This window comes from Acinetobacter sp. 24-47-62 (assembly GCF_056779765.1).
This window is the reverse complement of sequence record NZ_JBWYIN010000001.1, coordinates 89886-110672: the sequence shown is the minus strand read 5'-3', so window position 1 is coordinate 110672 and position 20787 is coordinate 89886. Positions and strand designations below refer to the sequence as shown.

General features: G+C 40.1%; 31 protein-coding genes. 27 read left to right on the top strand and 4 right to left on the bottom strand.

Annotated features, from left to right (window positions below; all coding sequences use genetic code 11):
* Nucleotides 1–6: 6 nt before the first annotated feature.
* From AC1M87_RS00595 to AC1M87_RS00580, 4 genes are read right to left on the bottom strand one after another with little or no spacing between them, the layout of a single operon-like run.
* Entirely contained in the window at nucleotides 7–834 is an 828-nt protein-coding gene (locus AC1M87_RS00595) for a DNA adenine methylase (protein ID WP_481592655.1), read from the bottom strand.
* Nucleotides 831–2180: a hypothetical protein gene (locus AC1M87_RS00590; RefSeq protein WP_481592654.1), complete on the bottom strand. Its 1350-nt coding sequence runs from the start codon at nucleotides 2178–2180 to the stop codon at nucleotides 831–833. Before AC1M87_RS00590 ends, AC1M87_RS00595 begins: the two co-directional genes overlap by 4 nt.
* A 2-nt stretch (nucleotides 2181–2182) precedes the next feature.
* A complete protein-coding gene (locus AC1M87_RS00585) occupies nucleotides 2183–3679 on the bottom strand; it encodes a DGQHR domain-containing protein (protein WP_481592653.1) in 1497 nt (498 codons plus the stop codon).
* 51 nt (nucleotides 3680–3730) lie between these two features.
* Nucleotides 3731–4396 (bottom strand): LexA family protein, encoded by a 666-nt coding sequence (locus tag AC1M87_RS00580; protein ID WP_481592652.1) that lies wholly within the window; start codon nucleotides 4394–4396, stop codon nucleotides 3731–3733.
* Between the two features lie 132 nt (nucleotides 4397–4528).
* On the opposite strand from AC1M87_RS00580, the gene AC1M87_RS00575 reads away from it, so the two are divergent.
* The 27 genes from AC1M87_RS00575 to AC1M87_RS00445 all read left to right on the top strand — a co-directional run bounded on the left by AC1M87_RS00575 (nucleotide 4529) and on the right by AC1M87_RS00445 (nucleotide 20772).
* The gene (locus AC1M87_RS00575) at nucleotides 4529–4780 is read left to right on the top strand and encodes a hypothetical protein (protein WP_481587470.1); all 252 of its coding nucleotides are present in this window, start codon (nucleotides 4529–4531) and stop codon (nucleotides 4778–4780) included.
* 23 nt (nucleotides 4781–4803) lie between these two features.
* Complete coding sequence (locus AC1M87_RS00570) at nucleotides 4804–5256, top strand: phage regulatory CII family protein (RefSeq protein ID WP_481587469.1); 453 nt, start codon at nucleotides 4804–4806, stop codon at nucleotides 5254–5256.
* Between the two features lie 49 nt (nucleotides 5257–5305).
* On the top strand, nucleotides 5306–6208 hold the full coding sequence (locus tag AC1M87_RS00565; protein WP_481592651.1) for a replication protein: 903 nt from the start codon (nucleotides 5306–5308) through the stop codon (nucleotides 6206–6208).
* Nucleotides 6205–6963 carry an ATP-binding protein gene (locus AC1M87_RS00560; protein ID WP_481592650.1) on the top strand — a complete coding sequence of 253 codons (759 nt, stop codon included), beginning with the start codon at nucleotides 6205–6207 and terminating at the stop codon, nucleotides 6961–6963. Before AC1M87_RS00565 ends, AC1M87_RS00560 begins: the two co-directional genes overlap by 4 nt.
* Nucleotides 6964–6966: 3 nt before the next feature.
* A complete protein-coding gene (locus tag AC1M87_RS00555) occupies nucleotides 6967–7236 on the top strand; it encodes a hypothetical protein (RefSeq protein ID WP_481592649.1) in 270 nt (89 codons plus the stop codon).
* Complete coding sequence (locus AC1M87_RS00550) at nucleotides 7218–7514, top strand: hypothetical protein (RefSeq protein ID WP_481592648.1); 297 nt, start codon at nucleotides 7218–7220, stop codon at nucleotides 7512–7514. The genes AC1M87_RS00555 and AC1M87_RS00550 overlap by 19 nt, the downstream gene beginning before the upstream one ends.
* A complete protein-coding gene (locus AC1M87_RS00545) occupies nucleotides 7514–7921 on the top strand; it encodes a DUF559 domain-containing protein (protein ID WP_481592647.1) in 408 nt (135 codons plus the stop codon). The genes AC1M87_RS00550 and AC1M87_RS00545 overlap by 1 nt, the downstream gene beginning before the upstream one ends.
* Complete coding sequence (locus AC1M87_RS00540) at nucleotides 7918–8418, top strand: hypothetical protein (protein WP_346792894.1); 501 nt, start codon at nucleotides 7918–7920, stop codon at nucleotides 8416–8418. The genes AC1M87_RS00545 and AC1M87_RS00540 overlap by 4 nt, the downstream gene beginning before the upstream one ends.
* Nucleotides 8419–8578: 160 nt before the next feature.
* Nucleotides 8579–9457, top strand: a complete 879-nt coding sequence (locus tag AC1M87_RS00535; protein ID WP_481592646.1) for a hypothetical protein — start codon at nucleotides 8579–8581, stop codon at nucleotides 9455–9457.
* Between the two features lie 119 nt (nucleotides 9458–9576).
* Nucleotides 9577–9750 carry a hypothetical protein gene (locus AC1M87_RS00530; protein ID WP_481592645.1) on the top strand — a complete coding sequence of 58 codons (174 nt, stop codon included), beginning with the start codon at nucleotides 9577–9579 and terminating at the stop codon, nucleotides 9748–9750.
* Nucleotides 9751–9837: 87 nt separating this feature from the next.
* Nucleotides 9838–10020, top strand: a complete 183-nt coding sequence (locus tag AC1M87_RS00525; RefSeq protein ID WP_481592644.1) for a type II toxin-antitoxin system HicA family toxin — start codon at nucleotides 9838–9840, stop codon at nucleotides 10018–10020.
* A 47-nt stretch (nucleotides 10021–10067) separates the two neighbouring features.
* On the top strand, nucleotides 10068–10472 hold the full coding sequence (locus AC1M87_RS00520) for a type II toxin-antitoxin system HicB family antitoxin (RefSeq protein ID WP_481592643.1): 405 nt from the start codon (nucleotides 10068–10070) through the stop codon (nucleotides 10470–10472).
* Nucleotides 10473–10524: 52 nt separating this feature from the next.
* On the top strand, nucleotides 10525–11169 hold the full coding sequence (locus AC1M87_RS00515) for a putative metallopeptidase (RefSeq protein ID WP_481592642.1): 645 nt from the start codon (nucleotides 10525–10527) through the stop codon (nucleotides 11167–11169).
* 46 nt (nucleotides 11170–11215) lie between these two features.
* Nucleotides 11216–11698 carry a DUF2280 domain-containing protein gene (locus AC1M87_RS00510; protein WP_168396906.1) on the top strand — a complete coding sequence of 161 codons (483 nt, stop codon included), beginning with the start codon at nucleotides 11216–11218 and terminating at the stop codon, nucleotides 11696–11698.
* On the top strand, nucleotides 11676–13202 hold the full coding sequence (gene terL, locus AC1M87_RS00505) for a phage terminase large subunit (protein WP_481592641.1): 1527 nt from the start codon (nucleotides 11676–11678) through the stop codon (nucleotides 13200–13202). The genes AC1M87_RS00510 and terL overlap by 23 nt, the downstream gene beginning before the upstream one ends.
* 8 nt (nucleotides 13203–13210) lie before the next feature.
* Nucleotides 13211–14569, top strand: a complete 1359-nt coding sequence (locus AC1M87_RS00500) for a DUF1073 domain-containing protein (RefSeq protein ID WP_481592640.1) — start codon at nucleotides 13211–13213, stop codon at nucleotides 14567–14569.
* Nucleotides 14544–15353: a phage head morphogenesis protein gene (locus AC1M87_RS00495; RefSeq protein ID WP_481592639.1), complete on the top strand. Its 810-nt coding sequence runs from the start codon at nucleotides 14544–14546 to the stop codon at nucleotides 15351–15353. Before AC1M87_RS00500 ends, AC1M87_RS00495 begins: the two co-directional genes overlap by 26 nt.
* A 47-nt stretch (nucleotides 15354–15400) precedes the next feature.
* Nucleotides 15401–15697 (top strand): hypothetical protein, encoded by a 297-nt coding sequence (locus AC1M87_RS00490; RefSeq protein WP_481589990.1) that lies wholly within the window; start codon nucleotides 15401–15403, stop codon nucleotides 15695–15697.
* A 73-nt stretch (nucleotides 15698–15770) separates the two neighbouring features.
* Complete coding sequence (locus tag AC1M87_RS00485) at nucleotides 15771–16187, top strand: hypothetical protein (protein ID WP_481592638.1); 417 nt, start codon at nucleotides 15771–15773, stop codon at nucleotides 16185–16187.
* Between the two features lie 3 nt (nucleotides 16188–16190).
* Nucleotides 16191–17375, top strand: coding sequence for a DUF2213 domain-containing protein (locus AC1M87_RS00480; RefSeq protein WP_481592637.1), 1185 nt, complete (start codon nucleotides 16191–16193; stop codon nucleotides 17373–17375).
* Nucleotides 17376–17389: 14 nt separating this feature from the next.
* Nucleotides 17390–17860 carry a structural cement protein Gp24 gene (locus tag AC1M87_RS00475; RefSeq protein ID WP_481592636.1) on the top strand — a complete coding sequence of 157 codons (471 nt, stop codon included), beginning with the start codon at nucleotides 17390–17392 and terminating at the stop codon, nucleotides 17858–17860.
* A gap of 6 nt (nucleotides 17861–17866) precedes the next feature.
* Nucleotides 17867–18862, top strand: a complete 996-nt coding sequence (locus tag AC1M87_RS00470) for a DUF2184 domain-containing protein (RefSeq protein WP_481592635.1) — start codon at nucleotides 17867–17869, stop codon at nucleotides 18860–18862.
* A 13-nt stretch (nucleotides 18863–18875) separates the two neighbouring features.
* On the top strand, nucleotides 18876–19259 hold the full coding sequence (locus tag AC1M87_RS00465) for a hypothetical protein (RefSeq protein WP_481592634.1): 384 nt from the start codon (nucleotides 18876–18878) through the stop codon (nucleotides 19257–19259).
* 8 nt (nucleotides 19260–19267) lie between these two features.
* The gene (locus tag AC1M87_RS00460) at nucleotides 19268–19651 is read left to right on the top strand and encodes a DUF4054 domain-containing protein (protein WP_179998030.1); all 384 of its coding nucleotides are present in this window, start codon (nucleotides 19268–19270) and stop codon (nucleotides 19649–19651) included.
* A 9-nt stretch (nucleotides 19652–19660) separates the two neighbouring features.
* Entirely contained in the window at nucleotides 19661–19849 is a 189-nt protein-coding gene (locus AC1M87_RS00455) for a hypothetical protein (RefSeq protein WP_481592633.1), read from the top strand.
* A gap of 7 nt (nucleotides 19850–19856) precedes the next feature.
* Nucleotides 19857–20339 (top strand): hypothetical protein, encoded by a 483-nt coding sequence (locus AC1M87_RS00450; protein ID WP_481592632.1) that lies wholly within the window; start codon nucleotides 19857–19859, stop codon nucleotides 20337–20339.
* On the top strand, nucleotides 20332–20772 hold the full coding sequence (locus AC1M87_RS00445; protein WP_481592631.1) for a hypothetical protein: 441 nt from the start codon (nucleotides 20332–20334) through the stop codon (nucleotides 20770–20772). Before AC1M87_RS00450 ends, AC1M87_RS00445 begins: the two co-directional genes overlap by 8 nt.
* The last annotated feature ends 15 nt before the right edge of the window (nucleotides 20773–20787 follow it).

The following is a 20787-nucleotide window of genomic DNA, read 5'->3' as shown; positions in this document are numbered from 1 at the left end:
AATAATTTAATAGTTTTTTACTAATAGTTCGTCATATAAACCTCGCTTAGCGCTTTCACTTGCGATCACACTATGGCGAGAGACTTTAGACAACTTGAAATGATCTTGATACAACTCAATTACAGATTGATGGTAGGCATTTGTCATTAAGAATTTTGCACCTCTGTCGTGAGCTGCGATTAGTGCTTTAGAAAGTCTAATCTGATCATCCCAAGAGAACATTGTTTCATTGTATTTTACAAAACCATTGTTGTTATGTTTAACAGTGTAGGGGGGATCCACAAAAATAAAGTCCCCAGCAGAAGCCTTATTTATTGTTTCTTCAAAATCACAACTAATTAGCAAAATATTCTTTAATTTTTCAGATAGATTCTCAAAATTATCACTTTCTAAGAGCACATTTGTTTTTGTACCAATAGGAACATTGAATTCACCTTTGAGGTTCACTCTATAAAGGGCATTCCAACAGGTGCGATTCAAATAGATTAATTGAGCGGCTCTTTGAACAGCATCGGTATATTTTGCAGCACGAATTTTGTAGTAATACTCTTTAGTATGTTGAGCATGATGTTCCTCTAGATATGTTTTGATACGTTGGGGGGCATCTCTAACAGCTGAGTAACAATTTATAAGATTTATATTGTAATCTGATAAAATTGCTTTTTCAGGGCACAACGCAAAAAACATAGAGGCGCCGCCAAGGAATGGCTCTATATACAAATTAAAATCCTCAGGAACAGTATGTAGATGATTCTTTACAAACCATCTTTTTCCACCAGCCCATTTAAGAAATGGTAAGCATGAAACATTTTCATCCTTAACAGAAGATTTCAATTGAAACTCCACACTGCAGCAACATCTAGATCTGTTAATTTTAGCAGATTTGAATAGGTTTCAGCGGGTAACTCCCATAAAGTTTTGGGTAAATCAGCAAAGATGGATGAATTCATCGTCAGAAAATCATCAAGTTCGCAAGAATAGTCTATCAAGCTTTCTTCCACTGTTTCTCGTATCCAAGGACTATTATTTAACTTCGTATGAAACCAAACCTGAATATCTTCATTTTTCTTGCCAGAAGACTGTAAATTACTTTTCAATGAGGAACAGGCTAATCTCATCAGAAGAATAGCCCTATAAAACATAAATTTAATGGAATCTATATCCGAAGAATTTGCAAGATTCTTCAATTTCATTGATAAATCAGAAGTTTGATTAGCTTGATTGGCTAAAATGGATGCGTAGGATTCATCCATTGATAAGTTTTTACAGGCTTTTTGAAAAAAAAGATTGATATTATTAGCTCGAGTTTCTCTTTTTTGATTTGAGAATTGTGCTTGAACAGACATAAAAAAAATTTCTTTATCAAGATACTCAAAAAAATTACTATTCTCGTCTAAAGAGAAAATTTGATTAAGATCTTTGAATAAGAAATTTACACCATGTTCTAAATTAGGTGTTTCAAAAATGGAAAAATCCTGATGCGCTCTGTAACTAAATTCATTTCTTAAATTTTTATCATGTGTATAAGGTAATTCTTGGTTGTGTAATTCTGTCAACCAACCCATTAATAATTTTGATGAGTAAGGAGCCTCACCAGCACTTAACCATGTTTTATATGGTACACCATTGAACAAAAAAGTTTTATTAAGTAAATCGTCCGATTGGCTTAAATCAGCCCAAGCCTGAAATAGTGACCAGGCTTTATTGTGCGATGTACCATAATCCTTAATTATTCTTCCGATACTTTTAAAACCATTGGGAGTGGATATTAAATAGTTTTTATTAAAGCAAATGAACCCTTGAGATGTTAAAAGGGAATTTAACCACCTTAATTCAGAGTAATACAGCAAATGTGTAGAAACTTTGAAATCATTATTTAATAGGGATTTAAGAAAACATTTAAAATAATTGAAGCCATCAAAGAAGTGATTAAAAGCTGTCAAATTTACTAACTCTCCAAAATCATTAGTTGTAATGGAGTTATTCTGAGCAGAATCCAATTTTTGCTTTATTGTCTGATCAATATCATTGCTTTTAAAATAATTGTTTGAAACATTGAAATTCCAGTACTTATCATTAAAGTTTCTTACATTTGGAAAGTAATTGCCAAGAACTTGGTTGGAATAATTTAAGCTTAGCAAATGAGATGTTAACTGGCTAATAGAAGGCATTGAGGACACTGTTAACACTCCTTGATATGTTCGATTATTGCATCACGTAATGAGTTATAACCACCTGAGCCTCTATAGGTTTTTCTCTGAATAATTTGTTCTTGTGTTAAATTATCCGCTTTTGCACTTCTCCAATCGAAGCTAGCAATTTTATCAGCTAGATTGTGTATATGTTGCTTCAAAGAAAAATTTTCAAAAAGTAGTTCTGCACTATCTAAAAGTTCTAATACATGATTAATATTGCTTAAATTATCCTCAAACTCTTCTTCCTGAAACCAGGAGTTTAGCATGTCAAATTTTAAATCATCACAAAAATAACTATTAATTACCATGCACAATGCATTAATACCGCTATCCATATTTAATAATGATTTATCACCACTCCAAACTTTTTCTAATATTGATGTTGATATTAAATCAATGTTATTTTCTAACTTGTGTGGCCATGAATTTGAATCATTTTTTATTAATGAATCTAAGGCATCATGAAGACATTTGCCGAAATATATTATAAATGCTGCTTGTTGTGGTCGAGTCCAAGGTAAAATTCTTTTATTTGGGAAAGCTTGAAATAATCCACCTTCTTTGAAAAAGTTGTTAGTTATGGCACGCACCCATGTAGTTTGTTTAACAAATGGAGAGCCTCTTTCGCCAAGCATATTAATCTTTTTGTGCCAAGGACTGTTATTGTATGACCACAATGTTTCAACAATTTCTTGAGCACGAGCTTCTTTATAGATTCTATGTACAGATGGATTTTCTTCTAACCAATCTTCAGTTCTTAAGAGTGGGTACATATCATATGCTAAGCTTGCATTAATTTTTTCAGGTGATACGTTAATTGACCAAAAAAGGTATGCTTGCCAGCTAATATCTAGGTCTATAAAGGCAATTACTGGAAAATAAAAATCTTCTGCTTCTGGAATGCAATCTTTACCATCTTCTGTTTTAAATGCGAAAAGGCGATGTTGACCATCAATGATTTCGATAGGATTTAAATTTTTCGCTTTCCAGTTCTCTGTATCATCACAATATTGTTGTGGGAGTTTAAAGGTAGCCATCATTGGATGGGATTCATGGTCAATTACTTCAACCATATCCTCTTTATCTACAGATAGCGAAATTGAATCAGCTTTTTTGGGACTTTGAATAATATTTACAACGATCCCCGTTGGTAACCAACCAGGTTTTTTCATATGACTTCGTTCATGTCTAACGGCGTCATTAAATTCGCAGTAGGGGTATCCAAACTTTACAAATTCTTTAATTTTATTTGAACGTTTCTTATTGTGCATACGTTGGATGCCGATATCACCAGATCTAGTCTCTGAATTATCAGTATTCCTTTCATAAACATCAGATAATTTAATTAAGTCTTTAGCACTCATAGAGAGCGTATAGAAAAATTTATTTGGTTGACGTCTATATTTTGCATCTTCCCAAACAACATCATCCCAATGATGCTGCCATTGATCAATTTTAATAGCTGGATATTCTTTGATATTCATTTTTCGACCCCTAAAATTAGTATTACTTGTAAGCACTATTGAGCTTTTATATTAAACATCCCGATACAACCCAACTACCTTACCTACTAACTTACATCCATCAACTAAAGCAATTGTTTGCTCAGGCCAGTTAGGGTTTAACGGTTGAAGGTAAACATTACCGCTTTCTAATATTAGTTTTTTAAACGTGGCCTCAGCATCACCCTCACAAGCTACGATTACAAGATCTCCAGTTCTTAGATCCGCCGTTTGAAAATCGGGATTTACATAAATCTTATCGCCTGGTCTAAAGTCAGGCATCATGGATTCTCCAACGACTTCCAATCCATACCCATTCTTTCCACACTTAGGATTAGGGGGCAACCATTCTTCAAATTGTGTGCCATTAGGTACTGAGTCAACTGAAGTCCAAGATCCTGCTTGAACCCATGAAATAACTGGAACTAGGCGACCAGCGATAGGGATTGGGGAAGAAATATTTGATACTAATATTGCTTTTTCATCGACATGCGGAATGTCTAACCAACCATGTGGTTTATCGAATGCATCTTCGATTTCACGAGCAACCTTATTACCAATTCCTTTTATGGGATTTGTACCTGCGAACTGACTGGTTTGGGATTGTCCTTTACCAATTTTCTCAGCAAAACTGGATACTCCGCCGACTTGATCAACAAGGATGCGAGTGTTTTTGTATCTGATTGATTTGCTGTCCATAGTATTCCTATTTCAGTGTGACGAGACACACTTATCAATTGTAGATTTATCACCAAAAAGGTAAACAAGAAAAAAGGTTGTATTTACATTACCTAAAAGGTAATATTTGAATTCATATGAGAGGGTCAATCTATGAATTTTAGAGATTTTATTAATGAATTAAATCCTAGTGATTTAGAGATCTATGCAAAAAATGCTGGTACTACAGTGGGTTATTTAAAAACACACTTACTTTATGGCTATAAAGAGCCAAGAAAAAATCTTAGAAAATCTTTGGCTCAAGCAAGTAATGGTCAAGTATCGGAAACCGAGATTTTGCAACATTTTGGGTTGATTCCTAGAAATGAAGTGAACAACCAAAATAGTAATAAAGCATCTGCCTAAAAACACGTTCAAAGGGAATACGAATGAACATCACTGATGCTGCATATAACACAGTTCACGATTATCCAGGCGGAGCAAATGCACTTGCGCCACGTCTTGGTATTAAAAGTCCTGCTGTGCTGAACAGTAAAGTCAATCCAAATACGGAAACACATCATCTAACGCTGGTCGAAGCTTCAAAGTTAATCGCGATCACGGGGGATTGCAGAATTTTGCAAGCATTTAATGCTGAACACGGAAAGGTCTCAATTGATCTTCCTCAGATTCCCGAATGTAGAGATACGGCGCTAACAGATCTAGTTTTAAGCATAGGTAAGGGTGGTGGGGATGTATGTGAAGTCTTTAGAGAAATGATGGCAGATGGTCGAATTACGCAAGGTGAAGCCTTGGACATGTCCAAAGTCATACATCAACTGCATTTATTTTTAGCAAAGCTGGATTCGCAAATTCATGCATGCGTAGACGAAAAAGCCTGACGGTCGAGGTCAGGCTTCTTCAGGTTATTCAATTCAAGGTAAATCAAATATGAATATGAAATCAAATTTAGCACATGATCCATTTGATTCGCAAGGTGAAGTGGTTCAATTCCCCAAGAAAGAGCGACATGCTATGTCTGACAAAGACGAGAGCTACACAAGAATGCCTAATTTGCTTATTGATGGCGAGATTATGGCTGATTTAAGTGATAAAGCTTTCAAATGTTTAATGTTCATTGTTCGCCAAACTGTAGGTTTTGGGCGTGAATCTCACACTATTTCAATCACTCAATTTCAAAAGTATTGCGGTTTAAAAAAACGTGATACCGCTATGTCAGCGATTAAAGAACTTGAAGACTGTTTTTTAATTCATGTTGAGAGAAAAACAGGATGTTTAAATGAGTATTTCTTGACGCTTAACCAGTACCGCAAAAAGGGACTAGTACCATCTGAGGGTAGTACCTCTAAACGGGACGGGACTAGTACCGTGAAAGGTGACGGGACTAGTACCGCCAAACGGGACCCTATTAAAGAAACACTTAAAGAAAATATTAAAGAAACACACACACAAGAAAACGTGCACGAAAAAAACGATTTCGTAGAACAGTGGAATCCAAATTTAAATTTTTTGAAGACAGTAATCTTTCAAACAAAATTCAGTAATCGAGCAGATGAAATAATCGCACTTCCTGATTTCAATTTTCACCTAGGAAATTTTAATGCTCATTGGGAAAACAAAATAAATCTTACTGAAAACCAAAAAACGAGAAAATTTGCAGCTTGGTTGATTCAGGAGTTTGAAAAACAAATTACGAAAGCTGTGAGAGAGACTGAAAAATTAGGCAGCCGACTATCACAAAATCATGGACGCAACGTTAATGATGCCTGGGCTGATATTCCACAGTATCAGGGTGAAGTATCAGCGGTTGAAATACCAGAGGATTTCGTATGAACCACATGCTTTCAATGAAGTTCAAGCAAGTTGCAGCCTACTGCACTGTGCACAAGATCCAAAAAATTCAGGCAGGACCGAATCAAATTTGTCCTGAATGTGCCAAAAAATTAGTAGCGGAATCAAATAAAAACCATCAAGAGAAAGTTGATCAAAGAGTTCGTGAACTTCATTTCGCTGGTGCCATGATTCCACATCGTCACATGCATTCTGGATTTAGAAATTATACGACAGAATTACCTGGACAAAGTTTTGCACTCAAAAGCTGCATATCGTTTTCCAAAGCAATGATTGAAGGTGAAAAAAGAAATTTAATTTTGTCTGGTAAGACTGGTACAGGCAAAACGCATTTGGGCTGTGCGACTGCAAGAACACTGCTTAACAAGGGTTTATTTGTTAGATACATCACGTCAGAGGATATGGCTAATGAAATTGCAAATGCTTGGAAGAAAGCTGATGACAGTGAAGCTGCAGCGATTTACCGATTCACCGATACTGATCTTTTAATACTTGATGAATATGGTTTGCATGATCGCCATGAAAATCGACTCCAGCTGGTTCACAAGGTTCTTTATTCACGGTACGACGAAGCCAAACCCACAATGTTAATTTCTAATTTGACAGTACAAAAACTTAAAGAAGATTTAGGTGACCGACTGTGGTCTCGATTCCAGCACGAGGGATTAAATATCGTTGAGTGTAATTGGCAAGATGCACGAATCAAATCATGCGTTGTAGATCAGTTTGGGGGCTAAACGATGCAAGTAGGTAATAACGTAAAAGTGGATTTTGTTTCTGAATCACGTACTGAGTTTTCAGGTAATCGCTTCACTGGCCACGGCGTTATAGATCGTCTGGAAGATGGTCGTGTATTTGGTCGATTGAATGACGGTACGCCGTTTATGTGCTCACCAAGTGATGTCGAAGTAATTCAACTTGAAGCATGTGAACACGGTTATGACGTTGCATGTTTGATCTGTGGTTTTGGATCTGTTGATGGGGAAAGGATATGGCACAACAAAAAGTAGAGTATGACTTTCAAACGATGGATTGGTGTAGATCAAAACAAGCTTTATCGCAAGCTGAGCAGATGTTAGTGGTATTACGCCAAATGATGATTAAGCGAGGAAAAACGAGCACTAGCGATGTCTTAGGATGGACAGGCAAAACTCGTCGTTCCGCACAGCGCTACTTAACGCAGTTGGAAAAAGCTGGCTATGTAACCCGAGATGATTCGAATCCAGCTGGATTTACGCCGACAGAAAAAACAAAAAAAATTTTTACTATTAGGACTTGTGGTGATTAATGACGAGTTACTCATTGGCTGAATACTACAAGATGTTAGGAATCGAAAAACCGAAAAAGGGGCGTAAGCGTCCAACGGTTAAAGCAGCACGTGAAAGTGTAGGTGAGTCCACTTTGGCCATGCAATTGCGTGCGGTGAAAATTCAGTTTGAGCAGGAATTTAGGTTCCATCCCAAACGCAAATGGAAAGCTGATTTTCACCTAATCGGCAAGAAAATATTGATTGAGGTTGAAGGCGGTATATGGAGTGGTGGACGCCATACCAGAGGCAAGGGGTATATCGGTGACATGGAAAAATATAACTCAGCAACGATGCTGGGTTATCAGGTAATACGTTTTAGTACAGAGCAAGTGAAGTCAGGTCACGCGATCCAGCAAATTGAGAAGATGGTAGGGGATTTAGGATGAATGCAGCGCTGACAATTATGCAAGCAACAAATTGGGCTAAGTTTAGCTTTGAAGACTGGTTACGCCAGTTTGGGGCATGGATGAATGGAGACAGTGAAACTATGGTGATGGTCGTGAAGACTATGCCGACCAAACGCATTACTCAAGAACAGCGTGAAAAATTGCTTGCGATGTACATGCAGGATGAAAAACTTAAAGATCGATTATGTGTACAACGCCGTGGCACATGCTGTCAGATCGATAACAATGAAGCACGTGCGATTCATAAGTTGATCTTAGATATTCAAGCCATCAATGATGAAATTGTACAAGAGTGGGTATCTGCACTTTGGTCACATTACGTGATGGGCAATTCATTACGTGATATCGCTGAAAGTAACGACACATCGGTTCTGCAAATTCGCCAGGACATTAAGTGCGGATTGGCATTTATCAAGTCTCGTTATCCTCGATTCAAGATAGATATATTCGAGAAAAAGGCTGAAAAATCAGCTTGAATGTGCGCACAGGGTATGGCATATTTGTGATATAGTGACCGAAGTGTACGTTGATGCACTAAGTTGATTTAAAAGCTCGCCAAATGGTGGGCTTTTTTAATGGCATAGGTTATATGATGTTGTTACAATTTAATTAAATATTTATAAGTTTTATCAAATCATGAGTGTAGTTACTGAGTTGTTGATTCCGGATTTTCTCCCATGGCTGGGAATGTTAACTTCTATTATTGCTTTAGCTTCTGGCATGATTGCATATTTAAACTACTCAAATCAAAAAACCAAGATAGAGAATTTTGATATAGAGTTAAAATCTAACAATATTTATAAGAAAGAATCTGAAGAGCTTAAAGATCAAATTAAAAAAATTTCAGAATTAGAAAAAAAAATTGATGACATTAAAGGCCTAAGTTTGATAATGACTCCCGAAGAAAGGCAGGATATTGTCAATAAAATTCAGGAAAAAATATTTAATGAATCTACTGATGTCTTTTTAAAAAATTTGGAAAAAAAAGTTGAACAGAATTTTATCGATGAAATTTTGAGCGAGAATATTTACAGGTCAATAAGTAGACTTCAGGGTGAAAAAGATAGCTTATTTAAAAGAGGAAATTTTAATTTAGTTATTGGAGTTTTAATAAGTGGTCTAGGTGGCTATATGGCCTATTTATTTATTCAAAGATTGCCTACTGTAGGTAGCACTATAGAACTATTAAGTTATTCATTTCCACGGATATCCTTGTTTGTTTTAATTGCGTTATTAGTCTTTTTCTTTCTAAATTTATATAAAAAAAGCCTAGACGATATAAAATATTTTCAAAATGAAATAACAAACATGGAAGCAAAATACCTATCGATACAGTTAGCGAAATCAATCAAAAATCATAAGCTTCTATCAACTGTTCTGGAGCACCTTTCTAAAACTGAGCGAAACTTTATTTTAGAAAATGGGCAATCCACTATAGAACTTGAGAAAGAGCGAATTAATTCAAATAATACAAATTCTTCATTGGAATTAATTAGGGATTTTTTAAAGAAGTGATAGAGATATAACTAGTTAAAAATTCATTCTCCGACCGTATTAATGCAAACAAAACCCTGCTCAATTCTAGATATTGGCAGGGTTTTTATTTTATACAGTAGCGCCGTGCGGAGATTGAAATGAAAGATCGTGTGCAAGCTAAACAAGATTTGAAGTTCTGTTGTGCGGAGCTGGCTAAATATCAAAACCTCAGCCATTCAGGACTTAAGCGCCATCAAATGATTGCGATTGATGAAATCATGATTGTGCTCAAGGAGCGCATTCGAAACTTAAGGAATATATTAGTTACATAGAAATAACAATAAATATAACTCTAGGGTTATTGCTCACGGATAACTCTAGGGTTATACTTTCTCCATAATTTAAATATGGAGGGTTAAATGAAAAGTCTGGATTTAATCAGAATGATTGAAGCAGACGGTTGGTATCAGGTTAGATGTAAAGGTGATCATCATCACTTTAAACATCCAACTAAAAAGGGATTGGTCACAATTCCTCATCCTATAAAGGATTTACCACCAGGCACTGTGAATAGCATTCTGAAGCAAGCGGGTCTAAAGTGACCCGCAGCATTTCCCAGACAGATTGACCCTTTTTTTGGAGAAGTTACATGTTATACCCAATCGCAGTTGAAAGAGGCTCAAATAAAGAAGCCTTCGGTGTGATTGTCCCTGATATTCAAGGGTGTTTTTCAGCAGGAGAAACTTTTGAAGAGGCTCTGGAGAATGTCAAAGAGGCAATTGCAGGTCATTTAGAAATCTTAGCAGAAGATGGAGAGGAGATTCCTTTAGCTTCAGAAGCTGTTAATTTTTTCGACAATGATGACTATAAAGGAATGGTTTGGGCGGTTGTAGACGTAGATGTCAGTCGTTATTTAGGTAAGGCTGAGAAAGTAAACGTTACATTGCCAAGTCGATTAATTCATTTAATTGATGACCGTGTGAAAAAAGATAATCGTTATAAATCACGCTCAGCATTTTTAGCTGCGAGTGCAGAAAAGATGCTTCAAGCCTAATATGTATACAAAAAAACCCGTCTTATGGCGGGTTTTTTAATGGGTGGAATCTATGAATGACCTCGGACAAGCCATACCAGTTCGACCATACCCACCAAAAGAAATATTCGATTTGGATACACCTAACTTTATGCCGGCACCAGAACTATGGGCATGGATTAAAGCTGTATTCCTAAATGAACATTCTGAAGTATTTAACCCTGATCATATTCACCTGGACTCATTTTACTGGCCACAGATCGCCGTGATGTGGGCAAACGGCGGATTTATAAAACAGGGGCGCTTTGTCGTTGGTCAAGCTGAAAAAGTCATGATCAATATGGGTGGATGGAAGAAAGCACGCCAAGAAGAACAATTTGAACAATGGTTTGGTCAAGTTCCTGAATATCTCATTACGGTTGATGCCAAATTTGCCCAAGTGGCGAATGATATTGCCTTTTGTGCACTGGTTGAGCATGAGCTTTACCACATTGCACATAAGCGTGATGAATGGGGTATCCCACAATTTAACCGTGAAACAGGTTTACCAAAGCTTGAGATCAAAGGGCATGACGTGGAGGAATTCACTGGTGTGGTACGCCGTTATGGTGCAAGCGAAGAAGTTCAAACCATGATTGATGCAGCGAAACAGCGACCTGAAATTTCAAGAGCCGATATTTACCATGCGTGTGGTACTTGCTTCCTGAAGGTCGTTTAAATTTTTTTGTCCATTAAGTTGGACGAAGTTGGACGGATAAAGAGCAATGGCAACGCTAAATCAAAAGCACAAACTCTTTATCGTGCGTAGCTTAGCGCAGTGGAATACACCTACTGAAACCGTTGAGCTTGTCCAACAAGAGTTTGGCATCACTATTTCACGTCAGCAGTGTGAGGCATACGACCCAACCAAACGGACAGGGCAAAACCTCAGTAAAGCATTAGCTGACGAGTTTTATAAAACCCGGGAGCAGTTCCGTAAAAACACAGATGAAATGCCCTTGGCGAATCTCGCCGTGCGCTTACGTCATTATGAGAATTTGCTGAATAACCCACAGAACAAACGCAATCCGATTTTACAGCTGACCATTCTTAAACAGGTGGCTGAAGATGTCGGTGGCAAGTACACCAATAAAACAGAATTGACTGGCGCAGGTGGTGGACCATTACAAAGCGAAAATGTTACCTACGTGGATGCTAGCCCTGAATTAGTGAAGCAGGTGTTAGATGAACTCGAAAGTAAATACTAGACCGCTTGAGATAAAGATTGAACGTGAGAAATGCGAACGTGAACATCTATTTTTCACACGCCGTTTTTTCATGCCTCGTATGGGGTTTAAGTTCTCAGTCAATTGGCACCATGAATATATTGCATGGGCAATTGATGAAGTCATTGCTGGTCGCATTGAAAACTTGGTTATCAACGTCCCACCAGGTTCAGGTAAAACTGAATTACTGACCAATTTGATCGCACGTGGTATCGCACGGAATCAGCGTTCACGATTCTTATATTTATCATTCTCGCAGTCACTTGTAGAGGATGTGTCATCTACGGCGCGAAACATCGTGAAATCGGCTGATTTTCAGGGCTTATGGCCTGTGAAGATCTCAACCAGTACCGATGCTAAGGCAAGTTGGAAAACGACTGTAGATGGATATGAAGCGGGGCACGTGTATAGTGCCTCAATGGGTGGTCAGGTTACGGGCCGCCGTGCAGGTACTTTGGCAGATGCTGGATTTACCGGTGCGATTATTCTGGACGATCCGCTCAAGCCTGAAGATGCATTTAGTAAGACGGCACGTAACAAGGCAAATCGTAAGATTCTGAACACAGTCAACTCACGTAAAGCCAAATCATCCACACCAATTATTCTGATCATGCAGCGTTTACACGTTGAGGATCCGACCAACTTTGTGATGACTGGCAACGTGCCAGGGAAATGGCATCAGATCTCGATACCAGCACTGATTGATGATGACTATATCAACTCATTGCCTGAGCATATTCGTAAGAAAGTGCCACGTGATGTCGAACGTGATGAGAAAGGACGTCAAAGCTACTGGCCGCTGAAAGAGTCGTTACAGTCATTACTGCAGTTAGAGAAAGGCGGTCAGGATAAAGACGGCGCTACAGTGTCGCGTTATACGTTCAGCAGTCAGTATCAGCAAGAGCCTAAAAAGCTCGGTGGTGACCTTGTTAAGGCTGAATGGTTCGATCGGTACCATGAGTTACCAGTACTCAAGTGGCGTGCGATATGGGTAGATACGGCGCAAAAAACCAAAGAGCATAACGACTATTCAGTGTTCTTATGTGCAGGGCTTGGTTATGACAATCGCCTGTACATCATCGACGTGCGCCGTGGCAAATGGGAAGCCCCTGAGCTGATTAAGGAAGCCAAGGATTTCATCAATAAGCATAAGGAAAGCAACACCAAGATCGGCAAGCTTCGATACATGGCCATCGAGGATAAAGCATCTGGAACGATGCTGATTCAAAACATTTCGCGTGAAACCACTTTACCGATCAAAGCGATTCAGCGTGATACAGACAAGCTGACTCGTACTATGGATGTGGTGTTCTATGTTGAAGATCGCCGTGTTGTTCTACCTGTGAGTGCACCATGGTTATTGAATTATGTTGAAGAAATCGAGGGTCTTAAAGCCGACTTCACACATGAGCATGATGACCAATGGGACCCTACCATCGATGCGATTAATGACTCACTTGCGAAAAAGCCGACTGTATTTGATTAGAGGTATTTATGGCTAAAGATAAAAAGTCTGATACAGGCGGTAAAATTAAAACGCTTGTAGCAGATGCAGTAAAACAGGCAATCAACGCTATTGGTGATGCTGGTGCATATACCAATTTGGTATCCAATATTGGTACCGAGCGTGACAAAGCCACAGGTGGCAAGTTCGTCCGTAAAGACATTGACGATGATCAACTTGAAGCGGTGTATCAGAATTGGCTTGCACGCCGTATTGTCAATCGTCCCGCATCGGACATGCTTCGTGCTGGATGGTTCTATGAAGGCATTCAAGGTGATGATTTAAAACGCCTTGAGGAAGCGTGTAAGGCATTTAACTTAGAGCATGTACTTTTATCAGGCTTAATCCAGTCTCGCCTCTACGGCGTTGTGTATATCCTGCTTGGAACGGCTGACGGCGCTGCATTAGATCAACCTTTAGATATTTCTAAGCTTGGCCAAGGTCGTTTGGAATTCTTCACGGTCGTGAAAAAGAAATACATCACACCAGATAAGAACTCGTATTTGCCGCCGTCGGCATGCTGTGGACTATTGAAGCAGCCTGAATTTTACGAAATGAAAATGGGGAGTGAGGCGAAAAAGCGCATTCATCATACTCGTCTAATTCGCATTGCTCATGCTGATGTGGTGAATGAAGAGCCTCAATGCATTCTGCAAGAAGTCTATGAGGATCTACTTGACCATGCCAGTGTAAAGCGTGGATCTGCTAGCCTTATTCATGAATCAAAGATTGATGTCATTCAAACGCCGAACTTGGTCGATAAGATTAGAGAGGATATGAAAGGCGTCATGGAACGTTTCATGTCTGTGGGGCTGATGAAAAGCTTAAACGGCATGTTGGTCCTTGATGCCGAAGAAGAATACAGCTCCAAGACGTATAACTTCGCAGGCCTGCCTGACATGATGCGTGAATTTTCAGTACAGACGGCGGGTGCCGCAGATATCCCATATACGATTCTGTTTGGCCAATCACCTGCAGGTATGAATGCCACTGGTGAGCATGATACTCGCAACTATTACGACTCAATTGCCACTAAGCAGGAATGGGACCTCAAGCCGATCTTGATGAGGTTCCTTGGCGTGATCTGTCAGTCTACGTTTGGACGCCAATTTCCTGAACTAAATGTCGTGTTTAATCCACTTTGGCAATTAGATGCGAAAGTCCGTGCAGAGGTGGAAAAAGCCAATGCTGAGCGTGATGAAAAGTATCTCAATATGGGAATCATTACTGAGCCTCAGATCGCACGTCAGCTTAATATTGATGGCGTTTACTCTGTGATTAGTGAAGATCACATCAAATTGCTGGAAACCATGGTGACAGCCAATGACGACGATCATACAGATCCTTAAGCCTCAGCTTCAGCAGATCAAGAAAAGTAAGAAAGGACGCAAGGCTAAACCTAAGGCAGTCAAGGTAAATCGCCGTGTTGAGCTGTTCTATACTCGTCAGCTTTTGGAAATCTCCAAATATTGCCAGGAACAAACCAAGGATCTAGTTTTACCCACTGTAGGGCGGAATATTGGTGATAGCTGGGTGACGGATCTATTCACGGCGTTACGTGAAAAGATGATCAAGTACACCATGGAAGTGTCGGTATCTTTGGCCACTAAAGTGGTTATGGATACCAGCAAGGATGTTGATAAGCAGATTGCTAGTCATACCAAGACCATTCTTGGTGTGGACCTTACTCCGTTTTTCCGTGGCGCTGATATTCAGGATGAAATCGATAATCAGATTGCTGCAAACGTATCTTTGATTAAATCGATTCCAAGTCAGTACACTGATAAGCTTGAAGCGTTGGTGATGAATGCCTTGCAGACAGGGCAAACTAATCAGGAACTGGCTCAGGAAATAAAAAAACTCGGTCATAGCACAGACAATCGTGCACGACTGATTGCAGCCGATCAGATGGGTAAGATCAACGGCGCTATCAATAAGAAGCGTCAGACGTCTTTAGGTGTAACGACTTACGATTATTTAACATCAAAGGATGAAAAGGTTCGTCCGTTATGCCGAAGCCATCATGGTAAAACCTTTCGATGGGATACACCGCCTAAGGGTGGGCATCCTGGGCAGAAGATCAAATGCCGATGCACGGCGTTGCCGAATTATGAGGATATTTTGATCGACTGATTTAATAGGTTGGTTTAAAGTATCTTGCGATATGCAGGGGATTACAGATGCATCAAGACCAAAAACTAGATATTTTGTTGGATGTAAAAAATAGAGCAAATAAATGGATTGGAAAGTATCTTTCTATGGATGTGGTTGATCCCCACTTTCAGCCTTTATTTGATGTTTTTAAAGAATCGAACTTCGATATCGAGTTGCTGTTGAATATGGATTCAATTGAAATTCTACAAGTGACTAAAAATTGTTGTGAAGGGATTGGTTTAAGTAAATTTGATAAAGATTGTGCTTTAGAGTGTTGGGCAGCAGATGCTTCGGTAATGATGAATTCACTTAAAGATCAATAGTAAAGTCACTTGATGTTTTATCTAATTTAACCCACTTCGGTGGGTTTTTTATTGCCCACAGAAAGGTGATGTCATGCGTAAAAAGAAATTTTCCAAGGAGCGTTTTTATCGCCGTCTGGAAGCTCAAAACAAAAAAGCAGTATCCAAGTCAGAAACGGATTGGGATGTTATGAAGGGTGGTTACTCAGACTGCCAAATTTATCCAGATTTTAGTAATTGTATGGATCGAATAGATTTAGAAATCATTGCTAATAACATACAAAAGAAAGCGGAAGAAATAAGGGCTAAAAAGCCCTTTTTTAATGCCCGAAATCCACCTAAGCAACCTGAGCCTAAACCTGAATTTGTGCCACCTCCACCATTGGAAAAAATTGGAGCATCAGAGCCAAATAATGACTCAGGATTGTTTGGTCAATGCTTATTACACATGGCAGCAATCGTAGCTTGTGCACTTCTTTTATGTGGAATCTTACAAAAGCTGAGTCATTAACTCATGAAACTCATTTACCAACTCAAAATTGGTGACTTTGCACCAAGCGAAAGTACACGCTCATTTACTCAAGAAGGGTATCTGAAATGCGTCAACGTGCGTTTGGCCAAAGCGCCTCAAGTACGTCAGTACTACGCTTATGAATTTCCGAATTTGGAAGGCTATTCAGCAGATCAGGTCATCAATGTCTATGTGGCAGCAGAGGATCTATTCAAACCTGAAGTCATTAAAGGATTCGACGGCGTAGATACAACGGACTATCACCCACCTAAGAATGAAATCAATGCTTCCAACTGGAAGGAATACCACATTGGCGAATGTTTCAATGTGCGCCAAGAGGGGGATTTCTTGGTCGGTGATCTGATCATTAAAGATCAAAACAGTATCGGTCTAATCCAAAACAATGAGCGCGTTGAGATCTCATTGGGCTACGCGGCTGATCTTGTCCTTGAACAAGGCACGGCACCTGATGGTACGCCGTATCAAGCCAAATTTATCAATTTTAAAGGCAATCACGTGGCGCTGGTGAAATACGGTCGCTGTGGCGGTGATTGTCGCGTCGGTGACCATAAACCAAACCCAAAGGGGAAAAAGATGGAAATTAAAGTAAACGGTATTCGCTTTGAGATTGGTGACAATCAAGCGCTAGCTGATGCTGTAAAGCAACAAGAAGACCAGCTTGAAAACTTAAAAGCAGCAAAACTTAAAGTCGGTGATAAACAATTTGCCATCGGTGATGAATTGCCAGCTGTACAAGCAGTGGTTGATACCTTGCAGACTGAAAATGCCGAACTGAAGCAAAAAGTCGGTGATCTTGAAAAAAACCAAATCACACCTGAAAAACTTGATCAGGTCGTGGCTGAACGTGCGTCAGTGGTTGCGGATGCTGTTGCATTGGTACCAGGTATCAAAACCGAAGGCTGTTCATGTGAGCAAATCAAACGTGATGTGATTGCAGCCAAAGCAGGTGACACATTGGTGACCGCTGTACTGGGTGGTGTCGCCGTGGGTGATGCTAAACCTGAACAGATCGACACGGTATTCCGTGCACTGTCAGCAGTGAAATCGACCACACCAGGCAATGCAGTCGGCGATGCATTACATCAACAGCAACAACAGCAAAACAATAATCAGGACCCTAAAGAAAATAAGGGTTATGACAAGTCTGCTGCATACAAAACAATTTAAGGGGAACTTGAATCATGGTTCAGCAATTAAATGCGGTGGTCGGTCAGCGTGGCCGCTTAACTGCCAAAGAAGTTGTACTGTCATTACCGCTTTCAGGTCTGACTTTAGTTAATGACGGTGACGTAGTTGTCCGCACGACTGACGGCAAATCAGTAACGGCTGTGGCAGGTGCTACACCTACACGCTTTGGTGTGGTGGTACGCCACGGCGTTGGTAAGACAGGCAAAACGGCGGCTGGTAAAGAAGCCTATAAAGCGGCTGATATGGTGCCTGTGATGTTTGAAGGTGCAATTTGGGTCAAGCCTACAGCGCCAATCACTGATATTACTGCTGTGGTTTATGTAAAAACTGCAAACGGCACCACAGCGGCGCCGTTGGGTTCTTTGTCGAGCTCAGCAACTGACGGAACAGTATTACCAGGTGCAGCATGGGAAACCGTGACAGGTGCCGATGGTTTAGCCCTTCTTAATCTTCGTGGAGCTTAATTAAACATGAGCAAATTAGCAAAAATGAAAGCGCGTTTAACGCCGATTTCACATGCCATTCAGGCACAAGTTGGTGATGCGTTCAACATGGATGCATTAGCACAGCTCTTCGTAAAGATCGAAGAACAAAACGAAATTACACCACAGCTTGCACAGGTCCTTGACTATGCCAAGTTCATCCCAGTGACCAATGTAAATGCGGTTTATGGTGGTGGTGAAATTCTGTCTCGTAAAAAAGGCGTGGGTATCGGCGAAGACTATGCTGGTACAGGTGATGATATTCCGCTTGCAGAAGTTGAATACGATACTGTAAGCCTACCAGTGAAAGTCGGTGTGATTGGCTACCAATATTCAGTGGTTGAATTGGCGACCGCACAGCAAATGAACCTCACGCTTGAAGCGGATAAAGTTCAGGCTGCAAATTTGGCAGCTGAAAAGCACATGTCGAATGTGGCTTGGTATGGTTACACCAAAGCCAATGCGAGTGGTCAACTTGAACAGGTGAATGGCTTCTTAAACCAAACAGGCGTCACTATTGTGACAGGTCAGCATGATTGGTCTACGGCGACCATTGAAGAGGTATTATCCGACTTCAATAATTCGCTGGCTGACTCAGCAAACCTGTTTGACGGTGATGCGTCTATTGAGCCTGATACCTACTTGATGGCATCAGCGCAGTACACACACCTTTCAACACGTGTGGTACCAAACTCTGGCGGTAAAACATTCCTGAAGTACATTGAAGAAAACAACATCTTCACCACTCAGGGTAAGCCATTAACGATTCGTGGTTCTGGTCGTGGTAATGGCAAAGGTACTGCAGGCGCTGACCGTTCAATCATCTATCGCCGTGATCCATCATGTATTCAATTCAAAGGTAACAGCGTTGAGTTCCTGACGGCGCAACCGAAAGGACTGGATGTACTTGTACCTGGTCACTACAAATACCAGGGCGTTTGGTTGAAGCGTGTTGATTCACTTCGTTACCTTGATCATGCATAAGGATTAAAACCTCATGGCTAAATATTCATACACATACAGCGGCTCTAATGCCGCTTTTGTTTTTGCAGGCCTGGTGACTTTACCTAAAGGTATCGCCGTAGTAGTTGAAGCCAATCACCACAAAGCACTTCAAAAAAATAAGTTTGCTAAGCATTTGATTGATGCTGGTGAGCTGGCTGTTGAAGAAATTGCAGAAGCGGTTGAAAAACCTGCTTCAGGTCGTGGTAAAGGTGCACAATCAGGTAAAACTGATGAAGGTAAAGGCAAGGATGAATCCAAAACTGCTGAGCTCACGATTGATGATGTGCGTAAAGCGTTGACTGATCTTGAAATCACCTTTGCTGACGATGAAACCCTTGAACAGCTGCAAGAAAAACTTACTCAAGCCACTGAATAAGGTGAACTATGGACCCACAAGCTTTTAAATTAAAGTTTAAGTACGACACAACATTATTAAATACTTCTGATGCTGAAATTGCCGATGCATTAGAAGAAGCTGGTCTTGTTGTAACGGCGCTTGAATTTGGTGATCTGAAAGAACGTGCTGTGGGTCTATATGCAGCACATATTCTCAGAGTTGCACACAAATCAAAGTCTGGTAACAGCTTTTCAGATGCTTCGAGTATGACTATTGCAGGTCAGAGTGTGAGCTTTTCACGTTCTGGTACCGATGCATTTTATAATCAAAGTATTTATGGTCAGCGTTACCTGGCATTAAAAAATTCAATTCCAGTTGGCAATGATGGAACCAATCCCAATCGTATCGGTGTTGGTGCTTTCGTTGTTTAGGAGCTAGGCATGTCATTTAAGTATCAAGCGCCTGAAAACTTTAAAGCGACTTCGCTTGAAATTGCAGGCACCACATACAAGGTTGAAAAAAGTGTGATTGAGTCGGATACCGATATTGCACACATTCTGGCACCGCATGGTTTTAAACGTGCGGTTGAAACCAAAGCAGAACCTAAAAAGGAAACTGCTGCAAAGTAGGTGATGTATGAGTGATTACCGTGTTGATGCTGATGTTGATTTTAACGAGGTCAATGAACGTGTACGTGTTGAAATACGGCGCACGGTAAATGCACTCACACTTAAACTTCAGCGCACCATTCAGGAAGACATGCTGACAGGTCAGCGTTTGAATGTGCAGTCTGGGCGTTTAAGAGGATCCGTTTCATCCAAGGTGGAAGAGGATAAGGACTGGATCGAGGGTACAGTCGGAGCTGGTGGTGCCTTGGTACCGTATGCCTTTGCTCATGAATTTGGGCTTAAAGGTGCGATGGCCATTAAGGCGCATTTGCGTACAATCAAGAAAGTCTTTGGTCAGCCGATTACACCTCGTCAAATCATGATTAAGGCTCATTCGCGTAAAGTCGATATGCAAGAGCGCCGTTTTATGCGTGATTCATTGGATGAAGTGGCGAAGATCGTGCCGAAGAATATTGATGCTGCAATTGAAAGGGGATTAAGCAGTGAATAGTGAAGCCATTTACCATGCATTGTTTGACCGACTTTCATGTATTGATGGGATTAAAACCACCAGTCGACGCTTGAAGCATTTTAATCATGTAGCACCTGATGACCGTCCTGCCTTATTCGTGACGCAAGGTAATCAAACCGAAGTGCCAGTGAAAGGCTTGGATGCCAAGGTTGAACTTGAAGCGGAAGTGTACGTTTACATTCATGAATCAGATCCATCCATACCGCCGTCGGTCCAGTTGAATCAGATGATTGATCAAGTACGTGCCAAGCTTGAGCCTGATCATCCTGATATCTGCGAATACCAAACCTTAGGGGGATTGGTCGAACATTGCTGGATCGAAGGCACTATCGAAGTTTTTGAAGCAGTGGAAAACATGCTCGATGACCAAGGGATTGCCATTATTCCGATTCGGATCCTTACCACTACCTAAAGCAATTTATAAATT

Coding starts and splice junctions, on each gene's coding strand:
- AC1M87_RS00550 (WP_481592648.1), top strand. CDS start 7,218: ATGGCACAACAAAAAGTAGAGTATGACTTTCAAACGATGGATTGGTGT.
- AC1M87_RS00525 (WP_481592644.1), top strand. CDS start 9,838: ATGAAAAGTCTGGATTTAATCAGAATGATTGAAGCAGACGGTTGGTAT.
- AC1M87_RS00580 (WP_481592652.1), bottom strand. CDS start 4,396: ATGGACAGCAAATCAATCAGATACAAAAACACTCGCATCCTTGTTGAT.
- terL (WP_481592641.1), top strand. CDS start 11,676: ATGAACTCGAAAGTAAATACTAGACCGCTTGAGATAAAGATTGAACGT.
- AC1M87_RS00450 (WP_481592632.1), top strand. CDS start 19,857: ATGAGTGATTACCGTGTTGATGCTGATGTTGATTTTAACGAGGTCAAT.
- AC1M87_RS00565 (WP_481592651.1), top strand. CDS start 5,306: ATGAATATGAAATCAAATTTAGCACATGATCCATTTGATTCGCAAGGT.
- AC1M87_RS00520 (WP_481592643.1), top strand. CDS start 10,068: ATGTTATACCCAATCGCAGTTGAAAGAGGCTCAAATAAAGAAGCCTTC.
- AC1M87_RS00495 (WP_481592639.1), top strand. CDS start 14,544: ATGACGACGATCATACAGATCCTTAAGCCTCAGCTTCAGCAGATCAAG.
- AC1M87_RS00585 (WP_481592653.1), bottom strand. CDS start 3,679: ATGAATATCAAAGAATATCCAGCTATTAAAATTGATCAATGGCAGCAT.
- AC1M87_RS00575 (WP_481587470.1), top strand. CDS start 4,529: ATGAATTTTAGAGATTTTATTAATGAATTAAATCCTAGTGATTTAGAG.
- AC1M87_RS00500 (WP_481592640.1), top strand. CDS start 13,211: ATGGCTAAAGATAAAAAGTCTGATACAGGCGGTAAAATTAAAACGCTT.
- AC1M87_RS00560 (WP_481592650.1), top strand. CDS start 6,205: ATGAACCACATGCTTTCAATGAAGTTCAAGCAAGTTGCAGCCTACTGC.
- AC1M87_RS00510 (WP_168396906.1), top strand. CDS start 11,216: ATGGCAACGCTAAATCAAAAGCACAAACTCTTTATCGTGCGTAGCTTA.
- AC1M87_RS00540 (WP_346792894.1), top strand. CDS start 7,918: ATGAATGCAGCGCTGACAATTATGCAAGCAACAAATTGGGCTAAGTTT.
- AC1M87_RS00535 (WP_481592646.1), top strand. CDS start 8,579: ATGAGTGTAGTTACTGAGTTGTTGATTCCGGATTTTCTCCCATGGCTG.
- AC1M87_RS00480 (WP_481592637.1), top strand. CDS start 16,191: ATGAAACTCATTTACCAACTCAAAATTGGTGACTTTGCACCAAGCGAA.
- AC1M87_RS00455 (WP_481592633.1), top strand. CDS start 19,661: ATGTCATTTAAGTATCAAGCGCCTGAAAACTTTAAAGCGACTTCGCTT.
- AC1M87_RS00515 (WP_481592642.1), top strand. CDS start 10,525: ATGAATGACCTCGGACAAGCCATACCAGTTCGACCATACCCACCAAAA.
- AC1M87_RS00475 (WP_481592636.1), top strand. CDS start 17,390: ATGGTTCAGCAATTAAATGCGGTGGTCGGTCAGCGTGGCCGCTTAACT.
- AC1M87_RS00555 (WP_481592649.1), top strand. CDS start 6,967: ATGCAAGTAGGTAATAACGTAAAAGTGGATTTTGTTTCTGAATCACGT.
- AC1M87_RS00570 (WP_481587469.1), top strand. CDS start 4,804: ATGAACATCACTGATGCTGCATATAACACAGTTCACGATTATCCAGGC.
- AC1M87_RS00460 (WP_179998030.1), top strand. CDS start 19,268: ATGGACCCACAAGCTTTTAAATTAAAGTTTAAGTACGACACAACATTA.
- AC1M87_RS00545 (WP_481592647.1), top strand. CDS start 7,514: ATGACGAGTTACTCATTGGCTGAATACTACAAGATGTTAGGAATCGAA.
- AC1M87_RS00530 (WP_481592645.1), top strand. CDS start 9,577: ATGAAAGATCGTGTGCAAGCTAAACAAGATTTGAAGTTCTGTTGTGCG.
- AC1M87_RS00485 (WP_481592638.1), top strand. CDS start 15,771: ATGCGTAAAAAGAAATTTTCCAAGGAGCGTTTTTATCGCCGTCTGGAA.
- AC1M87_RS00470 (WP_481592635.1), top strand. CDS start 17,867: ATGAGCAAATTAGCAAAAATGAAAGCGCGTTTAACGCCGATTTCACAT.
- AC1M87_RS00465 (WP_481592634.1), top strand. CDS start 18,876: ATGGCTAAATATTCATACACATACAGCGGCTCTAATGCCGCTTTTGTT.
- AC1M87_RS00490 (WP_481589990.1), top strand. CDS start 15,401: ATGCATCAAGACCAAAAACTAGATATTTTGTTGGATGTAAAAAATAGA.